This is a genomic window from Enterococcus xiangfangensis (assembly GCF_005405365.1).
GTDB classification, from domain to species: domain Bacteria; phylum Bacillota; class Bacilli; order Lactobacillales; family Enterococcaceae; genus Enterococcus_A; species Enterococcus_A xiangfangensis.
Genome location: NZ_BJDX01000003.1, coordinates 170,291 through 188,894, shown reverse-complemented (window position 1 = coordinate 188,894; position 18,604 = coordinate 170,291). Strand labels below are relative to the sequence as shown.

18 protein-coding genes are annotated in these 18,604 nt (G+C 39.1%); all 18 read right to left on the bottom strand.

Annotation, left to right across the window (positions count from 1 at the left end):
• Positions 1–70: 70 nt before the first annotated feature.
• The gene (locus FFM68_RS04895; RefSeq protein WP_137618315.1) at positions 71–940 is read right to left on the bottom strand and encodes an aldose 1-epimerase family protein; all 870 of its coding nucleotides are present in this window, start codon (positions 938–940) and stop codon (positions 71–73) included.
• A 103-nt stretch (positions 941–1,043) separates the two neighbouring features.
• Positions 1,044–1,832 (bottom strand): GTP-sensing pleiotropic transcriptional regulator CodY, encoded by a 789-nt coding sequence (gene codY / locus FFM68_RS04890; RefSeq protein ID WP_137618314.1) that lies wholly within the window; start codon positions 1,830–1,832, stop codon positions 1,044–1,046.
• Between the two features lie 18 nt (positions 1,833–1,850).
• Positions 1,851–3,242: an ATP-dependent protease ATPase subunit HslU gene (gene hslU / locus FFM68_RS04885; RefSeq protein ID WP_137618313.1), complete on the bottom strand. Its 1,392-nt coding sequence runs from the start codon at positions 3,240–3,242 to the stop codon at positions 1,851–1,853.
• A gap of 68 nt (positions 3,243–3,310) precedes the next feature.
• The gene (gene hslV, locus FFM68_RS04880) at positions 3,311–3,856 is read right to left on the bottom strand and encodes an ATP-dependent protease subunit HslV (RefSeq protein ID WP_137618312.1); all 546 of its coding nucleotides are present in this window, start codon (positions 3,854–3,856) and stop codon (positions 3,311–3,313) included.
• A gap of 73 nt (positions 3,857–3,929) precedes the next feature.
• The gene (xerC, locus tag FFM68_RS04875; protein ID WP_167483459.1) at positions 3,930–4,811 is read right to left on the bottom strand and encodes a tyrosine recombinase XerC; all 882 of its coding nucleotides are present in this window, start codon (positions 4,809–4,811) and stop codon (positions 3,930–3,932) included.
• Positions 4,812–5,030: 219 nt separating this feature from the next.
• The gene (gene trmFO / locus FFM68_RS04870) at positions 5,031–6,329 is read right to left on the bottom strand and encodes an FADH(2)-oxidizing methylenetetrahydrofolate--tRNA-(uracil(54)-C(5))-methyltransferase TrmFO (protein ID WP_137618310.1); all 1,299 of its coding nucleotides are present in this window, start codon (positions 6,327–6,329) and stop codon (positions 5,031–5,033) included.
• Between the two features lie 21 nt (positions 6,330–6,350).
• The gene (topA, locus tag FFM68_RS04865; RefSeq protein WP_137618309.1) at positions 6,351–8,429 is read right to left on the bottom strand and encodes a type I DNA topoisomerase; all 2,079 of its coding nucleotides are present in this window, start codon (positions 8,427–8,429) and stop codon (positions 6,351–6,353) included.
• A gap of 101 nt (positions 8,430–8,530) precedes the next feature.
• Positions 8,531–9,385, bottom strand: coding sequence for a DNA-processing protein DprA (dprA, locus tag FFM68_RS04860; RefSeq protein ID WP_137618308.1), 855 nt, complete (start codon positions 9,383–9,385; stop codon positions 8,531–8,533).
• 58 nt (positions 9,386–9,443) lie between these two features.
• Positions 9,444–10,208, bottom strand: coding sequence for a ribonuclease HII (rnhB, locus tag FFM68_RS04855; protein ID WP_137618307.1), 765 nt, complete (start codon positions 10,206–10,208; stop codon positions 9,444–9,446).
• Positions 10,208–11,056, bottom strand: coding sequence for a ribosome biogenesis GTPase YlqF (ylqF, locus tag FFM68_RS04850; RefSeq protein ID WP_137618306.1), 849 nt, complete (start codon positions 11,054–11,056; stop codon positions 10,208–10,210). The genes rnhB and ylqF overlap by 1 nt, the downstream gene beginning before the upstream one ends.
• A gap of 230 nt (positions 11,057–11,286) precedes the next feature.
• Complete coding sequence (gene lepB, locus FFM68_RS04845) at positions 11,287–11,835, bottom strand: signal peptidase I (protein WP_137618305.1); 549 nt, start codon at positions 11,833–11,835, stop codon at positions 11,287–11,289.
• Positions 11,836–11,871: 36 nt separating this feature from the next.
• Positions 11,872–13,293 carry a S41 family peptidase gene (locus tag FFM68_RS04840; RefSeq protein ID WP_137618484.1) on the bottom strand — a complete coding sequence of 474 codons (1,422 nt, stop codon included), beginning with the start codon at positions 13,291–13,293 and terminating at the stop codon, positions 11,872–11,874.
• Positions 13,294–13,375: 82 nt separating this feature from the next.
• Entirely contained in the window at positions 13,376–13,597 is a 222-nt protein-coding gene (locus FFM68_RS04835; RefSeq protein ID WP_137618304.1) for a YozE family protein, read from the bottom strand.
• Positions 13,598–13,629: 32 nt separating this feature from the next.
• Entirely contained in the window at positions 13,630–14,244 is a 615-nt protein-coding gene (locus FFM68_RS04830; protein WP_137618303.1) for a YpmS family protein, read from the bottom strand.
• Positions 14,244–15,092 (bottom strand): SGNH/GDSL hydrolase family protein, encoded by an 849-nt coding sequence (locus FFM68_RS04825; RefSeq protein ID WP_137618302.1) that lies wholly within the window; start codon positions 15,090–15,092, stop codon positions 14,244–14,246. Before FFM68_RS04825 ends, FFM68_RS04830 begins: the two co-directional genes overlap by 1 nt.
• Positions 15,093–15,146: 54 nt before the next feature.
• Entirely contained in the window at positions 15,147–15,986 is an 840-nt protein-coding gene (locus FFM68_RS04820; protein ID WP_137618301.1) for a DegV family protein, read from the bottom strand.
• A gap of 108 nt (positions 15,987–16,094) precedes the next feature.
• Positions 16,095–16,589 carry a dihydrofolate reductase gene (locus tag FFM68_RS04815; RefSeq protein WP_137618300.1) on the bottom strand — a complete coding sequence of 165 codons (495 nt, stop codon included), beginning with the start codon at positions 16,587–16,589 and terminating at the stop codon, positions 16,095–16,097.
• 86 nt (positions 16,590–16,675) lie between these two features.
• Positions 16,676–18,550 carry an ABC-F family ATP-binding cassette domain-containing protein gene (locus FFM68_RS04810; RefSeq protein ID WP_137618299.1) on the bottom strand — a complete coding sequence of 625 codons (1,875 nt, stop codon included), beginning with the start codon at positions 18,548–18,550 and terminating at the stop codon, positions 16,676–16,678.
• Between the last annotated feature and the right edge of the window lie 54 nt (positions 18,551–18,604).

The window sequence follows — 18,604 nt, the reverse complement described above, 5'->3', positions numbered from 1 at the left end:
TTGAATTTAAAAAACGGCTGAGACAGTGAGTCCCAGCCGTTTTTTATAACCATTTGGTTAAATATGCCGTTTAACTTACAGTAATTGAAAATTCTGTTTTGAAGCTTTCTTTTGCAGCTAAACGATTCATCCCCGCTTTATCTTCAAGTCGGCCCGTACTGTCTACTGTATCTGCAAAGCCCCACCATGGTTCAATGCAAACAAAGGGTGCTTCCGCAGGATACGGTGACCACAGACCCACATAAGGAATATTATTGTAGGCTACAGTCACGCTATGAGAGGATTCTTCGCTGCCTAATGTATAGGCATTTAATCTGCGTGTCTCATAAATCAGAGCATCTTCTTTAAATAGCTCACGGCTCAACTGGATATTGGTATTGGTTTGACCAATCGTTTTTTGATCCAGATTGGTAAATGGCCCTTCTAAAGGAATTTTTACTCGTGATTTTTGTGGTGAAAAAGCAATAAAATAATCCTCGAATTTTAAATCATCTGTCAGCGGAATATTGAAAGCTGGATGACCACCCAAAGCAAAAATCATTTCTTCTGCCCCAGTATTTTCGACATTAAATCGAATTCGCAGACCATCGCCCCAGATTTCATAGCTGACGGTTAAAGCAAAATCAAATGGATAAACGGCCTTTGTTTCTTCATCACTTTCAAGTAAAAAAGTCGCTTTATCTTTTGTTTGTTCAATCACTGTAAAGTCTTTGTCGCGAGCAAATCCGTGCTGGCCCATCGGATAGCTTTTTCCCTGATACGTATATTGATTCTCTTTTAAACGTCCCACAAACGGAAATAGCAATGGTGCATGTCGGCCCCAATATTTTGGATCTGCCTGCCAGATATATTCAATCTCATTGGCACGCAGACTGGCAAGTTCTGCGCCTTTTTCATTGATCGTCGCTGCTAAAAAATCATTACTGATCGTCACTGACATAAGTATTCCACTCCTTATTTCTACTATTTCCGAATTCCATAGTACAATCAAACTAAATCTGTTTGAATCTATTTGTTTCTACTCATTATTCGCTCAGCCTAATTTATTTATGACGAACTAATTCTTCTTTAAATAATGGATTCAACACTTTCAAATACGTCCCCTTCATTCCAAGTGAACGCGATTCGATGATCCCGGCTGATTCTAATTTTCGTAAGGCATTCACGATCACTGAACGAGTAATTCCGATTTTATCTGCAATGTTTGAGGCAGTCAACCGGCCTTCGTCCCCTTCTAGTGCATCAAAAATTGCTTTGACAGCTTTTAATTCGCTGTATGAAAGTGTAGAAATTGCCATTTGAACAGCAGTTTGACTACGGATTTTTTCTCCAACATGCAAAAACTGCTGATATAAGATCTCCATTCCGATAACCGTTGCTCCATATTCTGCTAAAACAAGGTCATCATCATTGAATATTCCTTCTGTTCGAGCTAACACGATTGTGCCTAAACGTTCACCTGAACCAAAGATTGGAATGACCGTTGTCAGTCCATTGGGATAAAGCTCTGCTCTTTCAGTAGGAAAAGCGGTCAATTCATTTTCTACTGGAATATTTGCTTCAGTTCGGATGACTTCCTTCATCCCTGATACATAACTGTCCGGAAACTGTCGATCTACCAAAAAGGAACGGACACGATCAGTGTTGATATTGATTTTTTCATTTAGTCCCAACAATTTTCCTTCAGCCCCGATAATATACGTCAGCGTGCCCAAGATGTCTCCTAAAATCCGCGCCATATTATTGTAAGGCAGTTCGGCTTCAGGTTCAAAAGCATTTTTTTGCTGCATCAGTTTATTTATCTGACGTGTTTTTTCTAATAAAGTTTCCACTTTTTCTCCCCCCATATTTTAAAGAATAAAGCGACTCAAATCTTTATTTTGAGCAATCGATGCCAATTTTTCATCTACATATGCTTCAGTGATCTTGATCTCACCCATTTGCATATCAGGCGCTTCGAATAATAGATCTTCCAATAATTTTTCTAAAATCGTGTGCAAACGACGCGCCCCGATGTTATCTGTTTCCCGGTTCACATCAAAGGCGATCTGAGCGATTCGTTCAATCGCTTCTTGAGTAAAAATAATTTTGACATTTTCAGTTCCTACTAGCGCAACATATTGTTTGATCAATGAGTTATTCGGTTCAGTTAAGATTCTAACAAAGTCTTCTGCTGAAAGATCATTCAATTCAACTCGAATTGGAAAACGACCTTGCAACTCAGGAATCAAATCACTTGGTTTTGATAAACTGAAGGCACCGCTAGCAATAAATAAAATGTGATCCGTTTGAATTGCTCCATATTTAGTGTTTACTTGCGAACCTTCCACGATTGGTAAGATATCTCTCTGAACACCTTCACGCGATACTTCACCCGAATTTTGTTGTGATTTTGACGTAATTTTATCGATTTCATCGATAAAAATGATCCCAGAACTTTCTGCTAATTTAATCGCTGCAGTAGAAATATCGCCTTCATTGACTAACTGTGCCTGTTCTTCCTTTACTAAAAGCTCTTGGGCTTTTTTAACAGTCACTGTTCGCTTGCTCTTTTTCTCAGGGGTCAAAGCGCCGAGTGTATCTGATAAATCGATCCCCATCTGTTCTAAGCCATTATTCATCGGCATTGATTTTTTCGGTTCAGTTATTTCGATTGTCACTTCTCGTTGGTCTAATAATCCTTTTTCTAATTGTTCAAGGACTGTTTGACGATTGACTTTAATTGCTTCTGTGAGCTCTTCTTTTGGTTCAGTTTGTGCTTGGTTGAAGATGTTCATCATTTGTTCATACGGATTGCCGCTTTGCTTTTGTTCTTTTTTAATCCCTGGAACTAAAATTTTCACTAACTGTTTATTTGCTCGCTTCAAAGCTTGAGCATACACTTTTGAATATTCCTCTTTTTCAACGATCGTGATTGCATGCTCAACTAGATCACGAACCATAGACTCCACATCGCGTCCAACATAACCGACCTCTGTAAATTTTGTCGCTTCAACTTTAACAAACGGAGCATTGACGATTCGTGCCAAGCGGCGAGCGATCTCAGTTTTACCGACACCCGTTGGTCCAATCATCAAAATATTTTTAGGTGTGACTTCTTGTTGCATCGTTTCTTCTAATTGCATCCGGCGATACCGATTACGTAACGCGATCGCTACAGAACGTTTTGCATCATTTTGTCCAATGATATATTGATCCAATTCATTGACGATTTCTTTTGGTGTTTTATTAACTTCTGTCATTTTGATTCTCCTTGCTCGTATTCTGCTAGTTTTTTTAGAAAAAAGGCTGATTTCAGCCGTGTTCTAAGCTACATTTCTTCTACAATAATATTATGATTAGTGAAGACACAAATATCTGCAGCGATATTCAGCGCGCTTTCAGCAATATCTTTTGCACTCATCTCAGAATTATGTTTCTTCATTGCTCGTGCTGCTGCTAAAGCGTAGTTTCCACCTGAACCAATCGCTAAGATCCCATCGTCAGGAGCGATAACTTCGCCATTACCAGAAACTAACAACATCTCTTGATCGTTCATAACGATCAGTAAGGCTTCTAAATTTTTCATTGCTTGTTGTGTACGCCATTCTTGAGCTAATTCAACTGCCGCACGTTGTAGATTGCCATTGTATTCGTTTAATTTGCCTTCAAATTTTTCTTCTAGCGTAAACGCATCGGCTACACTTCCAGCAAAACCTACAACAACTTTGCCATTATAAATTCTGCGTACCTTACGCGCAGTCCCTTTCATGATTACTTGCTCTCCCATAGTAACTTGACCATCGCCGGCCATGGCAAACTTTCCATCTTTTTCAATCGCACAGATAGTAGTTGAATGAAATTGTGATTCAGACATTTTATTCTCTCCTTATTTCCGATACTTCTGCACGCATTAATCTAAAACGAGCAGAGTTTTTTTCTCTATTTTTCTAAGCTCGTGGATGAAACGAGCGATAACTTTTTTGTAAACTCTCTTTTGTGACATGGGTATAGATTTGTGTCGTTGATAAATTAGCATGTCCCAATAATTCCTGGACTGTCCGTAAATCCGCCCCATTGTTCAGCAAATGAGTAGCAAACGTGTGTCGGAGCATATGTGGATGGATATCGCTGTTTAAACTGCTCTTTTTTATGATCTGATTGAGGACATATTCGATTCCTGTCGGGGTGATTTGATCGCCACGATGATTGATAAACAAATGATCATGCTCTTTACCAAAACGATCCATGATCTGTTTTCGACCCTCTTGGACAAATACTTGGATTGCATCAGCTGCGTAAGAACCCAGCGGTACATAACGATCTTTATTTCCTTTTCCATGGATCAACATGACGCTGTTGTCAAAATCGATCACTGATAAATTAAGGTTAGCGCATTCACTGACCCGAAGCCCAGAACCGTATAAGACTTCCAACAGCGCACGATTGCGCTGATCCAGCGGCTTTGTCCCTTCGACGCTTGCAAACAATACCTCGATTTCTTTTTCATAGAAAAAACGCGGTAGGCGAGCTTGCCTTTTCTTGAGATGCACATACGAAAAAGGATTCTCTGTGATTTTTTCATGTTTCAAGAGATATTGATAAAAAGATCGTAAACTAGCAATCTTTCGACTGATCGTATTGCGACTATATTTTTGATCATTCAAAAATGCTAAATACACCCGAACATCTAAATGACTCACCGGCAATAATGAAGCTTCCCCTGAATTTTTTAAAAAATCGCAAAAGTCATTCAAGTCCCGTTGATAGGCCTCTTTTGTTTTTTCTGAGTAGCCGCGTTCGGTCATTAAATAACTCACAAACTCTTGCATTATTGCTTCATTTTCCAAACTTTTTCTCACCTCGCAAACATATCACAAATGTAGCATAAGAGCTTTTTAATTACAATTGAATTGTCAGAATCTATTGATTTTTCACGAATATACTAACAATTATTTATAGATATTTCATAATTACTACTGAAAATAGACATGAATACGTTCTATTTATGTAAAGAAAAAAATCTTCGCTGCTAAAGCAGCAAAGATTTTTTAAATAGTCATTTCAGCTAGAGCACTCAGTGCACGTTCAGCCAATGTTTCGTAACGTAATTTTTTGTCACGGATCCGTTCCGGCAGACTAGGAAATAACCCAAAGTTCGCATTCATTGGTTGAAAATGTTTGCCCTCAGCATGAGTAATATAATAAGCCATCGACCCAATCGCAGTCTCACGAGGAAATTCGATCAACGCTTCATCTTTTGCAAGTCTAGCAGCATTCAAACCAGCCACTAGTCCACTGCCTGCACTTTCTACATAACCTTCAACACCCGTCATTTGACCTGCAAAGAATAAATCCTCACGTTTTTTACTTTGATAGGTTGGTTGTAAAAGTTCTGGCGAATTCATGAAACTATTGCGATGCATCACACCATACCGTAAAAATTCGGCATTTTCTAAACCTGGAATCATTTGAAAGACGCGTTTTTGTTCGCCCCACTTCAAATGGGTTTGAAATCCGACGATATTATACATTGAAGCCGCGGCATTGTCTTGGCGCAATTGAATCACGGCATAAGGACGCTTGCCAGTCTTCGGATCTTCCAATCCGACAGGTTTCATCGGACCAAACAGCATCGTTTTGACTCCACGTTTTGCCATAACTTCAATCGGCATGCAACCTTCGAAAAATTTTTCTTTTTCAAATTCTTTTTGCGGTGCGACTTCAGCTTCGATCAATGCATTATAAAAACGCATGAATTCTTCTTCTGTCATTGGACAGTTCAAGTAAGCTGCTTCGCCCTTGTCATAGCGAGATTTCAAATAGACTTTGTCGTAATCGATCGTCGATTCATCAATGATTGGTGCCGCCGCATCATAGAAATAAAACCCAGCAGATCCATTATGAGCCGCGATTTCTTCGGCCAACGCTTCAGAAGTCAAAGGACCGGTTGCAATAATTGTGATCCCATCAGGAATTTTTGTAACTTCTTCAGAGATGACCGTTACCATCGGATGGTTTTTAACTTTTTCCGTAACAAGTGCAGAAAAATTCGTTCGATCGACAGCGAGGGCGCCGCCAGCAGGCACTGCGGTCTCATCTGCGGAAGCAATCACAACCGAATTCAAGCGGCGCATCTCCTCTTTCAAAACACCCACCGCATTTGTTAATCCATTGCCACGCAGCGAATTGCTGCAAACAAGTTCTGCAAAATTTGCAGTGTGATGCGCCGGTGTCGACTTAACTGGGCGCATCTCGTATAACTTCACAGGAACACCGGCTTCTGCTAACTGCCACGCAGCTTCGCTTCCGGCAAGTCCTGCCCCGATAACATTGACTGTTTTTACCATTGATTCCCTCACTTATGGAAATTATTTTTGTACTGCTTCTTCATAATCGCCATTGACACAAACAACTTGTTTGCCGCCTTTGACTTTTTTCTCAACTAAATAGCCATCACATTTTGGACATTTCCGACCAACTGGTTTATCCCAAGATGTAAAGTCACAATCTGGATAACGTGAACAGCCATAAAACAAACGATTCTTTTTCGATTTCCGTTCAACTACTTGTCCTTCATGACAAACTGGACATTCCACACCGATCTCTTTGATGATTGGTTTCGTATTGCGGCAATCAGGAAAATTACTGCATGCATAGAATTTACCATAACGACCTAATTTAATAACCATTGGATGACCACAAACATCGCAATCAAAACCAGCCGGTTCATCTTTGATCTGGATCTTTTCGATTCCTTCTTCGGCTTTTTCTAATTCGACCGCAAATGGTTTATAGAAACGATCGACCACTTTGGTCCATTCTTCTTTGCCGTCTTCGACTTTGTCCAAATCATTTTCCATTTCCGCGGTAAAGTTGACGTCAACAATCTGCGGGAAAAAGTCCACAATTAACGTATTTACGATTTCACCAAGTTCTGTTGGCTCAAAGCGTCTTTGTGTTAATTTCACATAATAGCGCCGTTGGATCGTATCTAAAGTTGGCGCATAAGTTGACGGACGGCCCACACCATTTTCTTCCAACGTTTTGATCAAAGTTGCTTCGCTGAAACGTGCCGGCGGTTGTGTGAAATGTTGTTTTGGTTCGATATCGACGGATTGGACAAGATCACCTTTTTCAAGCTCTGGCAAAATATTTTCTTTATCTTCTTTACCATCGTCGCGTCCCTCAATATAGACTTGCATGAATCCTTTAAATTTGATCTTTGAACCGTTGGCAATAAAAATCACACCATTTTGTTCAAGCGTTACTTTCATCGTATCAAGAATCGCTGCTGTCATTTGACTAGCAACAAATCGCGACCAAATCAATGTATAGAGTTTCAATTGATCTTTATCTAAATATTGTTTCATCTCATCAGGAGTTCGTTGAACACTCGTTGGACGAATCGCTTCATGGGCATCTTGTGAGCCTTGCGGATTTTTCACCTTGCGTGCATGATGCTGCGAATATTCTTTCCCATAAGTTTTTTCGATAAACTCAGCTGCTTCAGTCTTCGCCGTATCAGAGATACGAGTCGAATCAGTCCGCATATAGGTGATCAGTCCGACCGTTCCTTGTTTTCCAAGAGCGATTCCTTCATATAGCTGTTGAGCGACCATCATGGTCTTGCGTGTTCGGAAGTTCAATTTGCGTGCGGACTCTTGTTGCAAATTACTTGTTGTAAAGGGCAATGCTGGATTTCGTTTCCGTTCTTTTTTCTCTACCTTAGTCACTTCATAATCTTTGCCGTCAATTCTTGAAGTTATCTCTTTTACAGCTTCTGCATTAGGTAATTTTTTCTTCTTACCATCAACACCCCAAAAATTAGCTTTGAATTTTTTGGTTTTTTTCTTAAAGTTTCCATCGATACTCCAGTATTCTTCTGGCACAAAATCACGAATTGCTTGTTCGCGGTCGATGATTATTTTTAAAGCGATCGACTGCACACGACCAGCACTTAAGCCTTTTTTTATTTTTTTCCATAAGATCGGTGAAATAGAATACCCTACCAAACGATCCAGTGCGCGCCGTGCTTGTTGTGCGTCCACTAGTGAGACATCGATAGAACGAGGCTCTTTAAAAGCAGCTTTTACAGCATCTTTAGTGATTTCATTAAAGACTACGCGGTTCTTATCTTTTAAATCTAATCCTAATAAATAAGCGAGGTGCCAAGCAATGGCTTCCCCTTCTCTATCCGGGTCACTTGCGAGATAAACTTTTTGGGCTTTTTTTGCCGCTTGTTTTAAACTTTTGATAACATCGCCTTTACCGCGAATGGAAATATAATGGGGTTCATAATTATTTTCTACATCGATCCCCATTTTACTTTTGGGTAAATCACGGACATGTCCGACACTTGCGACCACTTTATAATTTCTTCCTAAATATTTTTCAATGGTCTTTGCTTTAGCGGGAGATTCCACGATAACTAAGTATTTATAGGCCAAATATTTTTGCCTCCTCAATTTTTTCTACTATTATATATCGATAACTACTGACAAATCGTAGCCTATAATACGCTATTCAATTTTTGTTTGTCAAGTCAGGTCTAGTGAATTTTATTCCATAAATCGTAGGAATCTAAAATATCTTGCGGTTTTTCTACACAAATCGCACCGTCTTGAATCAGCTGATGACAGCCGCTAGAGCGTTCGTTTAAGATCGATCCTGGAACGGCAAAAACATCTTTGCCATAGTCTAACGCTTGTTGCGCGGTGATTAAAGAGCCGCTGCGTTTCTTTGCCTCTATTACTAAGACGCCGCTACTTAAACCCGCAATGATTCGATTGCGCATCGGAAAATGGAATTTTGCCGGAGAGGTCCCGTTTGGGTATTCACTCAAGACTAAGTGCTGACGACTCATTTCGATTTGTAAATTGCCGCTTGCTTTAGGATAACAAATATCTAACCCAGTTCCAACTACACCGATCGTTTTTCCTTGATTACTGATAGCAAATTGGTGCGCAAAACTATCAATGCCCTTAGCCAATCCGCTGACGATGACAAATCCACGTTTGACAAGCTCCGGCATCAATTTTTGAATAACATGATACCCATAATCAGTTGCTTCTCGTGCACCGACGATTGCTAAATGTTCCTGGTTTAACAAAGTCAGATCTCCTTTATAAAATAGCACTAATGGCGGTGTCGGAACATGGCGTAGACTTTCGGGATATTCCTTGTCTTCAATCGTTAGATAGCGATGATTCTTTTTTATTTCATACAATCGATCCGCAGTCCATTCATTCCAATCATTGGGCTTAGTTGTCTGTGCCAATAATCGAATTTCAAAACTATCAAACTGCCATCTTTGATGCTTTTTTGCAAATTGGTAAATCCGTTGTTTGCCAAAAGTACCGACACCTTTTAACAAACTTAGACGTAAAAGAAATTCATTTTTCAAAAAAATCCCTCTTTTCAGCTCTTTATCAAAAGATACAACGAAAAGAAGGATTTTATTTTTATTTATTTTTGATTGGTGCGAAAGTCTTGCGATGAATCGGTAAAATGCCTTGGATTTCGATTGCTTTTAGGTGTTCTTTCGTCCCATAACCAGCATTTTTTTCAAAACCATAAGCTGGATATTGTTCACCATACTCAGCCATCCATTTATCCCGATAAACTTTCGCAACGATACTTGCCGCGGCAATAGATACCGATCGAGCATCGCCTTTGATAATTTTTTCTTGTGGCAGACCATTATCTAAAACCATTGCATCGATCAATAAGCAATCGGGCGCAATCGTTAACTGATCAATAGCTCGCTGCATAGCAACTTTAGTCGCTTGATAAATATTTAATCGATCGATCTCTTCGGCAGTCGCTTCGCCGATTCCGATTGCCCGTGCATTTTCACGGATCTGTGCTACCAGCTCTTCACGTTTGTGAGCAGAAAGTTGTTTGGAATCATTTAGGCCTAAGATCTCATGCGTATCATTTAAGATCACAGCCGCAGCCACAACTGGTCCGGCTAGCGGTCCGCGGCCAACTTCATCGATTCCGCAAATCGCTTGAAATCCTTGCGCAGTCTTCTCATGTTCAAAAACAGACATCTGTTGATATTTTTCTGCCAATGCAATTTGTTTAACACGCTGCTTTTGCCATTGCGCTACAGCTAGCTGGACACCTTTTCGTAGATCTTGTTGAAATTCGAGCAACCGTGGATCTGCTTCTGAAACGATCGTTTTTAATTCGGCTTTTACCTCAGCGATAGATACTTTTGTCATTATTCGCTCAGCTCCTCAAAACGGTCCAACGTATAACGCCCTAGTTTTCCTTGGCGCAACTCAAGAATCAGCATTTCACTTGCACGATCATAATCATCTCTGAAGCCTCGTTTTTCAGCGATTAGCATCAATAATTCAGGCAGTTCCTTGAATAAATCATCCTCTGTCAATTTGTAGCGTTCTTTTAATTGTTCCGGATAAAACCGGCAAAATATTTCTAATTCATACAATGCGAGATCATCTAAATGCAATAGATCATCTTTGATTGCTCCGGTCAACGCCAATTTTTTACCGATCGTTGGATCTTCAAATTTAGGCCACAAAATTCCTGGAGTATCCAATAATTCTAATTGTGAGCCAAACCGCAGCCATTGCTGTCCTTTTGTAACTCCTGGACGGTTTCCAGTGCTGGCGACTTTTTTGCCGGCTAAATGATTCAGCAAAGTAGATTTGCCTACGTTAGGAATTCCTAAAACCATCGCCCGGATTGCCCGCGGTTTTAATCCGCGCTCACTATCCCGCGCAATTTTTTCTGCTAATACTTTTCTGCTGGCAGGTACGATCTGCTTGACACTTTTATCGCTTTTAGCCGTTAAGGCAAGAACATGATGTCCTTGATCTCGAAAATAATTGACCCAAAGATTGGTTTGATTAGGATCAGCCAAATCTGCTTTATTTAATAAAATCAAGCGGGGTTTTTGCTGTACGATCTGATCCAACATCGGGTTGCGCGAGGACAACGGCAATCTGGCATCAATCAATTCAAACACAATATCAACAAACTTTAATTTTTCAGAAACTTCCCGCCTCGCTTTCGCCATATGACCAGGAAACCATTGAATAGACATGAGTGAATTCCTCCTTGAAAGGTAATAATTTTTTTAATGAAGCTACATTTTTTGAATAGATATCGTCGTTTATTTCCATCCGCTATTGTATCACAACTAGTTTATTTTTGTGATTTTCTGCTAGAGCTTTTTTAGCATTTGTATTTTGCAGCTAACTTCTATTATAGATTTTACTGAATCTCATAAAAATAAGTTTCAGCGAACTAAAAAAGATGGAATTCTCCATCTTTTTAGGAAATTATTTTGATATGGGTCAATGGGTAATAGACGACTTGCGCCTTGCCCAAGATATCTTTACTTTGGACTGTCCCAAACGAGCGACTGTCCTTTGAGATCCGCCGGTTATCCCCTAAAACAAAATACTCATTATTAGGTAGTTGTTTTTTACCAATCAATTCGGTGAGCTGAAAGTCTGTAGTATATGGTGAAACTTGATGGTCGCTGCTTCGATTATTGGTTAGAAAAGACTCTGATAGTTTTTTGCCATTGATGTAAAGCTGGTCTTTATCGTAGCGTATCTGATCGCCCGGAAGTCCAATTACTCGTTTGATATAGATCATTCCATCCGGCTGTTGGAAGACAATTACATCAAAACGTTTGATTTTACTAAATTTTTCCATCAAAACCATATCGCCTTGCTTCAAATTTTGATCCATCGAATTACCAGTCACAGGGACGGGAATCAATAGAAACCCACGAATCACAACACCGACAAAGAGAGAAATCAATAAATATTTGATACCTAGCCACAAATGACCCTTAGTTAGTATTTTTTTCACTGACTTCCCTCCTTGCAATCAAAAATAATAAATGTGCTATTGTTCAGTCAGTGTTTCAATAGCTTTGGCGTAAGCAACGTCATTGGTTTTGACCAATTTAAATAGCTCTTCTTGTAAAACATCGATTGTTTTATTATCTAGTGCACCAGTCGCCGATAAATTATTTTCCATTTGGATTTTAACTACGGCATCTTTGGTTGCATCATTGAATAGATCGCCTTCTGTCGAATAGCCCAATGCTTTTAATATCGTGTTGATATTTTTAACCGCAGTACCTGAGTCCCCAATCCGCCAATTGGACTGTTTTGAAATAGGCGGAAGTTTCGCATATTCAGGATAATCAGCTTCGATCGTCGGTGCAACTCCTTTGCCTTCCACCGATGAACCGTCTGGTGTGAACCAACGCATGATCGTCAACTGCACATAATTATCTTTACCGATTGGGCTAAGATTCTGGACACTACCTTTACCGAAAGTATTCACACCAATAATCGGATAATTTTTGCTTTTGACTGCAGCTGCTAATAATTCAGCGCCATACGAACTCTCTTGATCCACTAAAAAGACTGTCGGTTCTTTGACCTTGAATCCTTGATCAATCTTTTTACCGGCCTTATCTGTGGATATGACCTTCTTATTATTTGAAAATTGTGCGATCGTATCGCCATTTTCTAAAAAGTAACTAGCGACACGTTCCGCTTCAGCCATCAATCCACCTGAATTTTGACGCAAATCGATCACAAAGGAAGTAGCGCCTTCTTTTCGTAAACTTTCAACGATCGTCCGAAATTCCAACGCTGTCGTATCGCGGAAATTGTCGATTTGGATAGACCCGATTGATTTATTTTTTGAATCAAGCTCACCTTTGACTGTATCTTCTGGGACAATATCACGTTCGATCGAAACTTCAAACTTTTCACTGCCGCGCTGGATCAACAATTTGACTTGTGTCCCTTTTTTTCCACGGATCATACTTGCTACTTGATCTAATGATTTATCTTGAGTTTTTTGACCGTCGACTTCTAAAATGATATCTTCGGCTTTTAGTTTTGCCTTTTCAGCGGGAGAGTTTTTGACCGGTACGCGATCGATTACCGGCAACCGATTTTCAAGCTGCAAACTAGCACCGATGCCTTCAAAACTGCCAGCTACTTTGGCGTTTAATTCTTTCGTTTCTTTTGCTGTCAAAAATTCTGATTCTGGATCTTCTAATGATTCTGTCATCCCTTTTAAAGCCCCTTGAATCAACTGCTCCTTATCAACTTTGTCTACATAATTTGTACTGATCAGATCATACAAATCTTGGACATCATCTAAATCATTTCGTGTAATTTTAACAACTGAATCACGATCCATCGTTTGTTTCTGATCAATGAAGTGAGTGACTACTGCTGTGATCACAATAGTAAATATAATTGCTATTAAAAAAATCGATACTGGTAATGTTTTTTTCTGCAAGGCACATTTTCCTTTCACCCTTTTTTTCATGATAGCATGCTAGAAAAAAAAGGAAAAGCTTTCCACGACTTTTCCTTTATAATTATTTATTGTTTTCTAGATAGCTCTCCCAAACTTGATCAAAAAGGTCCATCGAATTTAAATAATCGACACTCAATTCTAAATAATCCGTAATTTCATGATAATCTTCTGAATACTTCGGAAACATGATATCTTTTGCGACAGCTCCTGCGAATGCTTCGACAGGATCATAAAAATTATGTCCTCGCTGAGTCAAGATATACTGATAAAAACTTCTTCGCATTAGCTTCACCTCGCTGGTTACTAGTGATTCGATCAATTATTCGACTTTTTTTCTTTTGGTAAATACAAACTGAATTGAATATCATCACCAACAAGATCGATATGATTAGCTTTGATAAACATGCCATTATTTAATTTGAATTTATTCAATTTTAGAACGATTGTTTGATCTTTGGGGTCAATTGCTACCCATTTTGGGACTTTAAAACTGCGTTTGACCGTCGCCATCACTTGACTCACTGGTAGATTCAACGTACCGATCGACAAGTCGCGGGCTTTTAATTGAACATTGCCATTATCCATAACATAAGGATCAAAGTAAAGATAAAAATCAACTTTTGCACCTAATATTTTGAATTCACCTTTCAACATGGCTTGATTTTCTAAATAGAACTCATATTTAACATCTGAATCCTTTTGCAAGTCATTTAAAAAATATTCCATCACCGTATTTAATTTTTTCTTATTAGTATTCATCGTTAGAACAGGTGAACCTTTAGGAACAGTTGTTTCACTGCTAGGCGGCAGATTTGTTTCCCGCGCAGTAAAGATTCGAACTGTTGAAAATAAAACACCACCTAAGATGATCCCAATTAAAATAAGAAAAGCAATTTTCCAGCCATTGATTTTTTTCTTTGTTTCTTTCATTAATTGCTCTCCTTTATCAACCATAAGTCTTTCGTTGCTACTATCTTCTCCTGAATCGCATTGGCCATCAATTGATACCCTAAATTATTCGGATGAAAATTGTCCTTATCATACAAAACATTATTTTTGACTTTAGAGCTTGAGTTTTCAGTTTGTTGACTGTCTTTAGTGGCAATCCCTTTGTACAATAAGTCATTGACCGGAACAAAGAAACAATTGGACGCTTCTGCTGTCAGACTCTGTGTTTTCTCGTTCCAATTATCAACCACAGTCTGCATCGCTTTGATATCCGGAAAATTCAAGTAGTACGGATTATAGATACCTACAACATAGATTGGTGCCTCTGCATTCAACTCACGAATCTCAGTCAAAATATCACTGACGTGTTTGCCATACTTTTCGATTGAACGATTAAACTGTTTGGCTTTTTTAGCAGTCAGATTTTTTTGAAATGCTTGAAAAAGATCATTTCCGCCAACCGTCATCGTAATAAAATCGGCACTTTTCAAACTATTTTTTAGATCCGAATCTTTTTTGATCCGTTTTAAGATTTGATCACTTCGTTCACCAGAAACACCATAGTTATCTTTTTCAACCGAAGCCAGTTCGTATTTTTGTTGCAAAGCGTCCGCGACTAACGGGACATAGCCGCCTCGTTCGGTTTCATCCCCGACTCCTTCGGTCAATGAATCACCTACCGCAACAAAATGAACGGATTCCTTTTGATTTTGACTGTCGTCACGAACGATCCGAATACGCGACTCCGCTTTAGGAATTGTTAGAAAAAGAATCAGCAGCGTAACGATCGCGACGGCTAAGGGAATTATTACTATTGAAAATCGTTTCATTCATCGTCTGCTCCTTTATAAAAAAAGTGCCTCTATCGCTAGAGGCAAGTTCAACTAATCTGTGTAATACATGATCGCAAAAGCCCCAGGTCCCGTGTGTGTAGCAACAATCGGATTGGTGTGCAAAACTGGAATATGCATATCAGGAAACAACTCCTGCAATGCTTGTTTAGCCTCGTCAATAAAATCCAACTTACCAGCGTAAGAAATGCCAATTTGTTTTACATTGACTTTGGTCAATTCATCTTTAAATGCGGCAAACCATTTACTAAAGGTTTTTTTGCCGCGTCCTTTTGTAATCGGTACTAATTCACCGTCGACAAGCTCCATTACAACCCGCATATTCAATACACTTGAGATTACTCCGGCTACACGGCTGATTCGGCCGCCTTTGGCAATATTTTCTAGTGAAGAAATCCCGATAAATAATTTGCTGTGGTCTCTCACTTGTTTAATTCCTGCCAAAACTTCAGCTAAGGATGCTCCTGATTGTGCTAATTTCGCCGCTTCAATTACTTGAAAAGCTTGCGATTGATCGATAAACCCACAATCGATGACAGTCACATCGCTGCTGCTTAAAAATGTTGCTTGGCGTGCCGCTTCTGCGGTACCACTCAATGTATGCGACATGTGAAGCGAAACGATTGGGCTGCCGTCTTTTCCTAATTCATCATAAAGTTCAGCGAAATAACCGATCGGTGGTTGACTCGTCTTCGGCAGATTTTTGGCTTGTGCCATCATCTCCATAAAACGTTCTCCCGTTAACTCATCATCGTCAGGATAAACCACATCATCGATCATCACTGATAATGGAATAACGGTAATATTTAATTCATCTCGTACAGACTTTTCGATTGTACAAGAAGAGTCGGTTACAATTTTAACATTTGGCATTCTGATCCTTCTTTCCATACCTAGTATCAAATTAGTTTTAGTATATCAAACCTGATGGAATAAATCATTGTTGAACTATTTCTTTATAAATCTTGAAAAATTAGAACACTACGCGTCAATTCTTGTATATATTTCAAAATAATAACGGTAAGGATTTTTTTCATCCGTTAGTCCTTGTTTTCGTTCGATCAACTGCCATTCACCCCAAGCAAGCTCAGGAAAATAGGCATCTCCTTCAAAACTTTCCTCAATATAGGTTCGATAGATTTTTTTACAATAAGGCAGAAATTCGCGATAGATCGCAGAACCTCCAGCAATAAATGTCTTTCCTTGCGTTTCCTGGTCATAGGCAAGCACTTCTTCTAATGAGTGCATGACTAAAACGTTCGTTGCTTGATAATTTTTATCCCGAGTCAATACAATCGTCTGGCGATCCGGTAAAGGACGGCCGCCCATTCCTTCAAACGTCTTTCTTCCCATAACTAATGTATGGTTGATCGTCGTTGCTTTAAAAAAACGCAAATCATTAGGCAAATGCCATGGCAATCGACTATTTTTGCCAATCAAACCGTTTTTATCCTGTGCCCAAATTGCGATAAGCATAGAGTTCCTCCTAATCTTCAACTAGCAGACACAATTGAATCGTTATTATCATACAGCTCAATTCTTAATAAACTGCTTATATCTGCTTAATTTTCTTCTATGATTTCACTCAAATATTCCCAACGAAGCATTTTTTCTTCCAATGCTTGTTCTGCTTGATCAATTTCTTTTTGCAAATCTTGCAATTTTGTAAAATCATTTCCTTGATGGTTCATCTCTTCAGTCAGCTCAGCGATTTTACTTTCCAATAAAGCGATGTCATCTTCGATTGTTTCCCATTCTTTTTGTTCTTTATAAGAAAATTTCTTCTTGCGTTCTTTTGGCTGCGCTTTTGCTTTAACAATCTTTTCTTCTTTTACTGGCGTTTGCTGCTCCAAGTAATCGATGATTGAACCAAAATAAGAAACAATCTGACCGTCACCTTCAAAAATCAGTAATTTTTCTGCTGTCTTGTCTAAAAAATAGCGGTCATGGGAAACCGTGATCACGGCACCAGAAAACTCTTGTAAGTAATCTTCTAAAACAGTCAACGTCGCGATATCCAAATCATTGGTCGGTTCATCTAATAACAAGACATTTGGTTGTTGAATCAGTAATTTCAATAAGTAAAGTCGTCTTTTTTCACCACCGGATAATTTGCCGATTAGTGTTCCGTGCATAAATCTAGGAAATAAGAATCGTTCTAGTATTTCTGCGACACTGATTTGTGAGCCGTCTCGTTGTTTGACTTCTTCTGCTGCTTCTTGTAAATAAGCGATCATCCGTTTATTAGGATCTAGTGCTTCATTTTGTTGCGTATAATATGCCAAGCGGACCGTTTCGCCGACTTCAATGACGCCACTATCTAATGGGAGCCGCCCAGCCAATATATTCAATAAGGTCGACTTGCCGGCACCGTTTTTCCCGGTGATCCCTAAACGTTCTTTCGTTTGGATCAGCAGATCAAAATGATCTAAAATTATTTTGCCCGCAACTGTATAGGACGCTTCTTTCAATTCTAAAACTTTTTTCCCTAAGCGTGTCGTCGCGATATTCACTTCGAGTTGTTCATCAGTTTTGACTTGATGAAGATTTTCTTTCAAGTCTTCAAAACGATTGATCCGTGCTTGTTGTTTCGTTGTACGTGCCTTTGCACCTGCACGCATCCAAGCCAATTCTTGCTTGTACAACTGCTTTCTTTTACCTTCTTGTTCAACAGCAATTCGATCTCTTTCCGCTTTTTCAACGAGATAGACTTCATAGTTGCCTTGATATTCATATAGTTTTCCAAAAGAAAGTTCAAAAATACGGTTTGTCACTCGATCTAAGAAGTAACGATCATGAGTCACCATCAAAAGTGAACCTGTATAATTCTTTAAATAATTCTCCAACCATTGGATCGCATCATAATCCAAATGGTTAGTCGGTTCATCCAGCAACAATAAATCTGGAGCATCGATCAATACTTGAGCCAAAGCCACTCGTTTAATCTGACCACCAGAAAGTTCACTGATTTTTTTGTCTAATGTAGTAATCCCTAACTTGTTTAAAATTGCCTTTGCTTCGCTGTCAGCAGTCCATGCATCTTGCTTATTCATCGCTTCTTCAGCTAACGTAAAACTACGCTGCGTCTGTTCGTTATTCTCATTCGCTAATTGCAGTAAAGCTTTTTCATAATTGCGGACTGTCTGCATCAGCGGATTGTTTCCTTGAAAAACAGCATCTAGGACCAATGTCTCCGCAGAAAAATTTTGTTCTTGCGCCAAATAACCAATCCGATAATCACTGGCTTTTTCAATTGCTGAAACATCACCATCACCACTGTCTTTCCCCGCCAAAATCGTCAATAAACTAGATTTTCCCGTGCCGTTGACTCCAATCAGCCCAATTCGATCTTTTTCATGAATCAGAAAAGAAATCCGATCAAATAATGTTTTATCTCCAAATGTTTTATACAACTCTGTTACTTTTAATTCTTTCATCTCGAACCATCCTCAAATTTCTCTTTGTTATTGTAACAAAAAAAAGCCGTAAAG

Coding starts and splice junctions, on each gene's coding strand:
- FFM68_RS04830 (WP_137618303.1), bottom strand. CDS start 14,244: ATGAAAGAAACAAAGAAAAAAATCAATGGCTGGAAAATTGCTTTTCTT.
- FFM68_RS04825 (WP_137618302.1), bottom strand. CDS start 15,092: ATGAAACGATTTTCAATAGTAATAATTCCCTTAGCCGTCGCGATCGTT.
- hslU (WP_137618313.1), bottom strand. CDS start 3,242: ATGACAGAAGTTAATAAAACACCAAAAGAAATCGTCAATGAATTGGAT.
- hslV (WP_137618312.1), bottom strand. CDS start 3,856: ATGTCTGAATCACAATTTCATTCAACTACTATCTGTGCGATTGAAAAA.
- rnhB (WP_137618307.1), bottom strand. CDS start 10,208: ATGACAAAAGTATCTATCGCTGAGGTAAAAGCCGAATTAAAAACGATC.
- xerC (WP_167483459.1), bottom strand. CDS start 4,811: ATGCAAGAGTTTGTGAGTTATTTAATGACCGAACGCGGCTACTCAGAA.
- ylqF (WP_137618306.1), bottom strand. CDS start 11,056: ATGTCTATTCAATGGTTTCCTGGTCATATGGCGAAAGCGAGGCGGGAA.
- FFM68_RS04895 (WP_137618315.1), bottom strand. CDS start 940: ATGTCAGTGACGATCAGTAATGATTTTTTAGCAGCGACGATCAATGAA.
- FFM68_RS04815 (WP_137618300.1), bottom strand. CDS start 16,589: ATGCTTATCGCAATTTGGGCACAGGATAAAAACGGTTTGATTGGCAAA.
- trmFO (WP_137618310.1), bottom strand. CDS start 6,329: ATGGTAAAAACAGTCAATGTTATCGGGGCAGGACTTGCCGGAAGCGAA.
- FFM68_RS04835 (WP_137618304.1), bottom strand. CDS start 13,597: ATGCGAAGAAGTTTTTATCAGTATATCTTGACTCAGCGAGGACATAAT.
- FFM68_RS04810 (WP_137618299.1), bottom strand. CDS start 18,550: ATGAAAGAATTAAAAGTAACAGAGTTGTATAAAACATTTGGAGATAAA.
- FFM68_RS04820 (WP_137618301.1), bottom strand. CDS start 15,986: ATGCCAAATGTTAAAATTGTAACCGACTCTTCTTGTACAATCGAAAAG.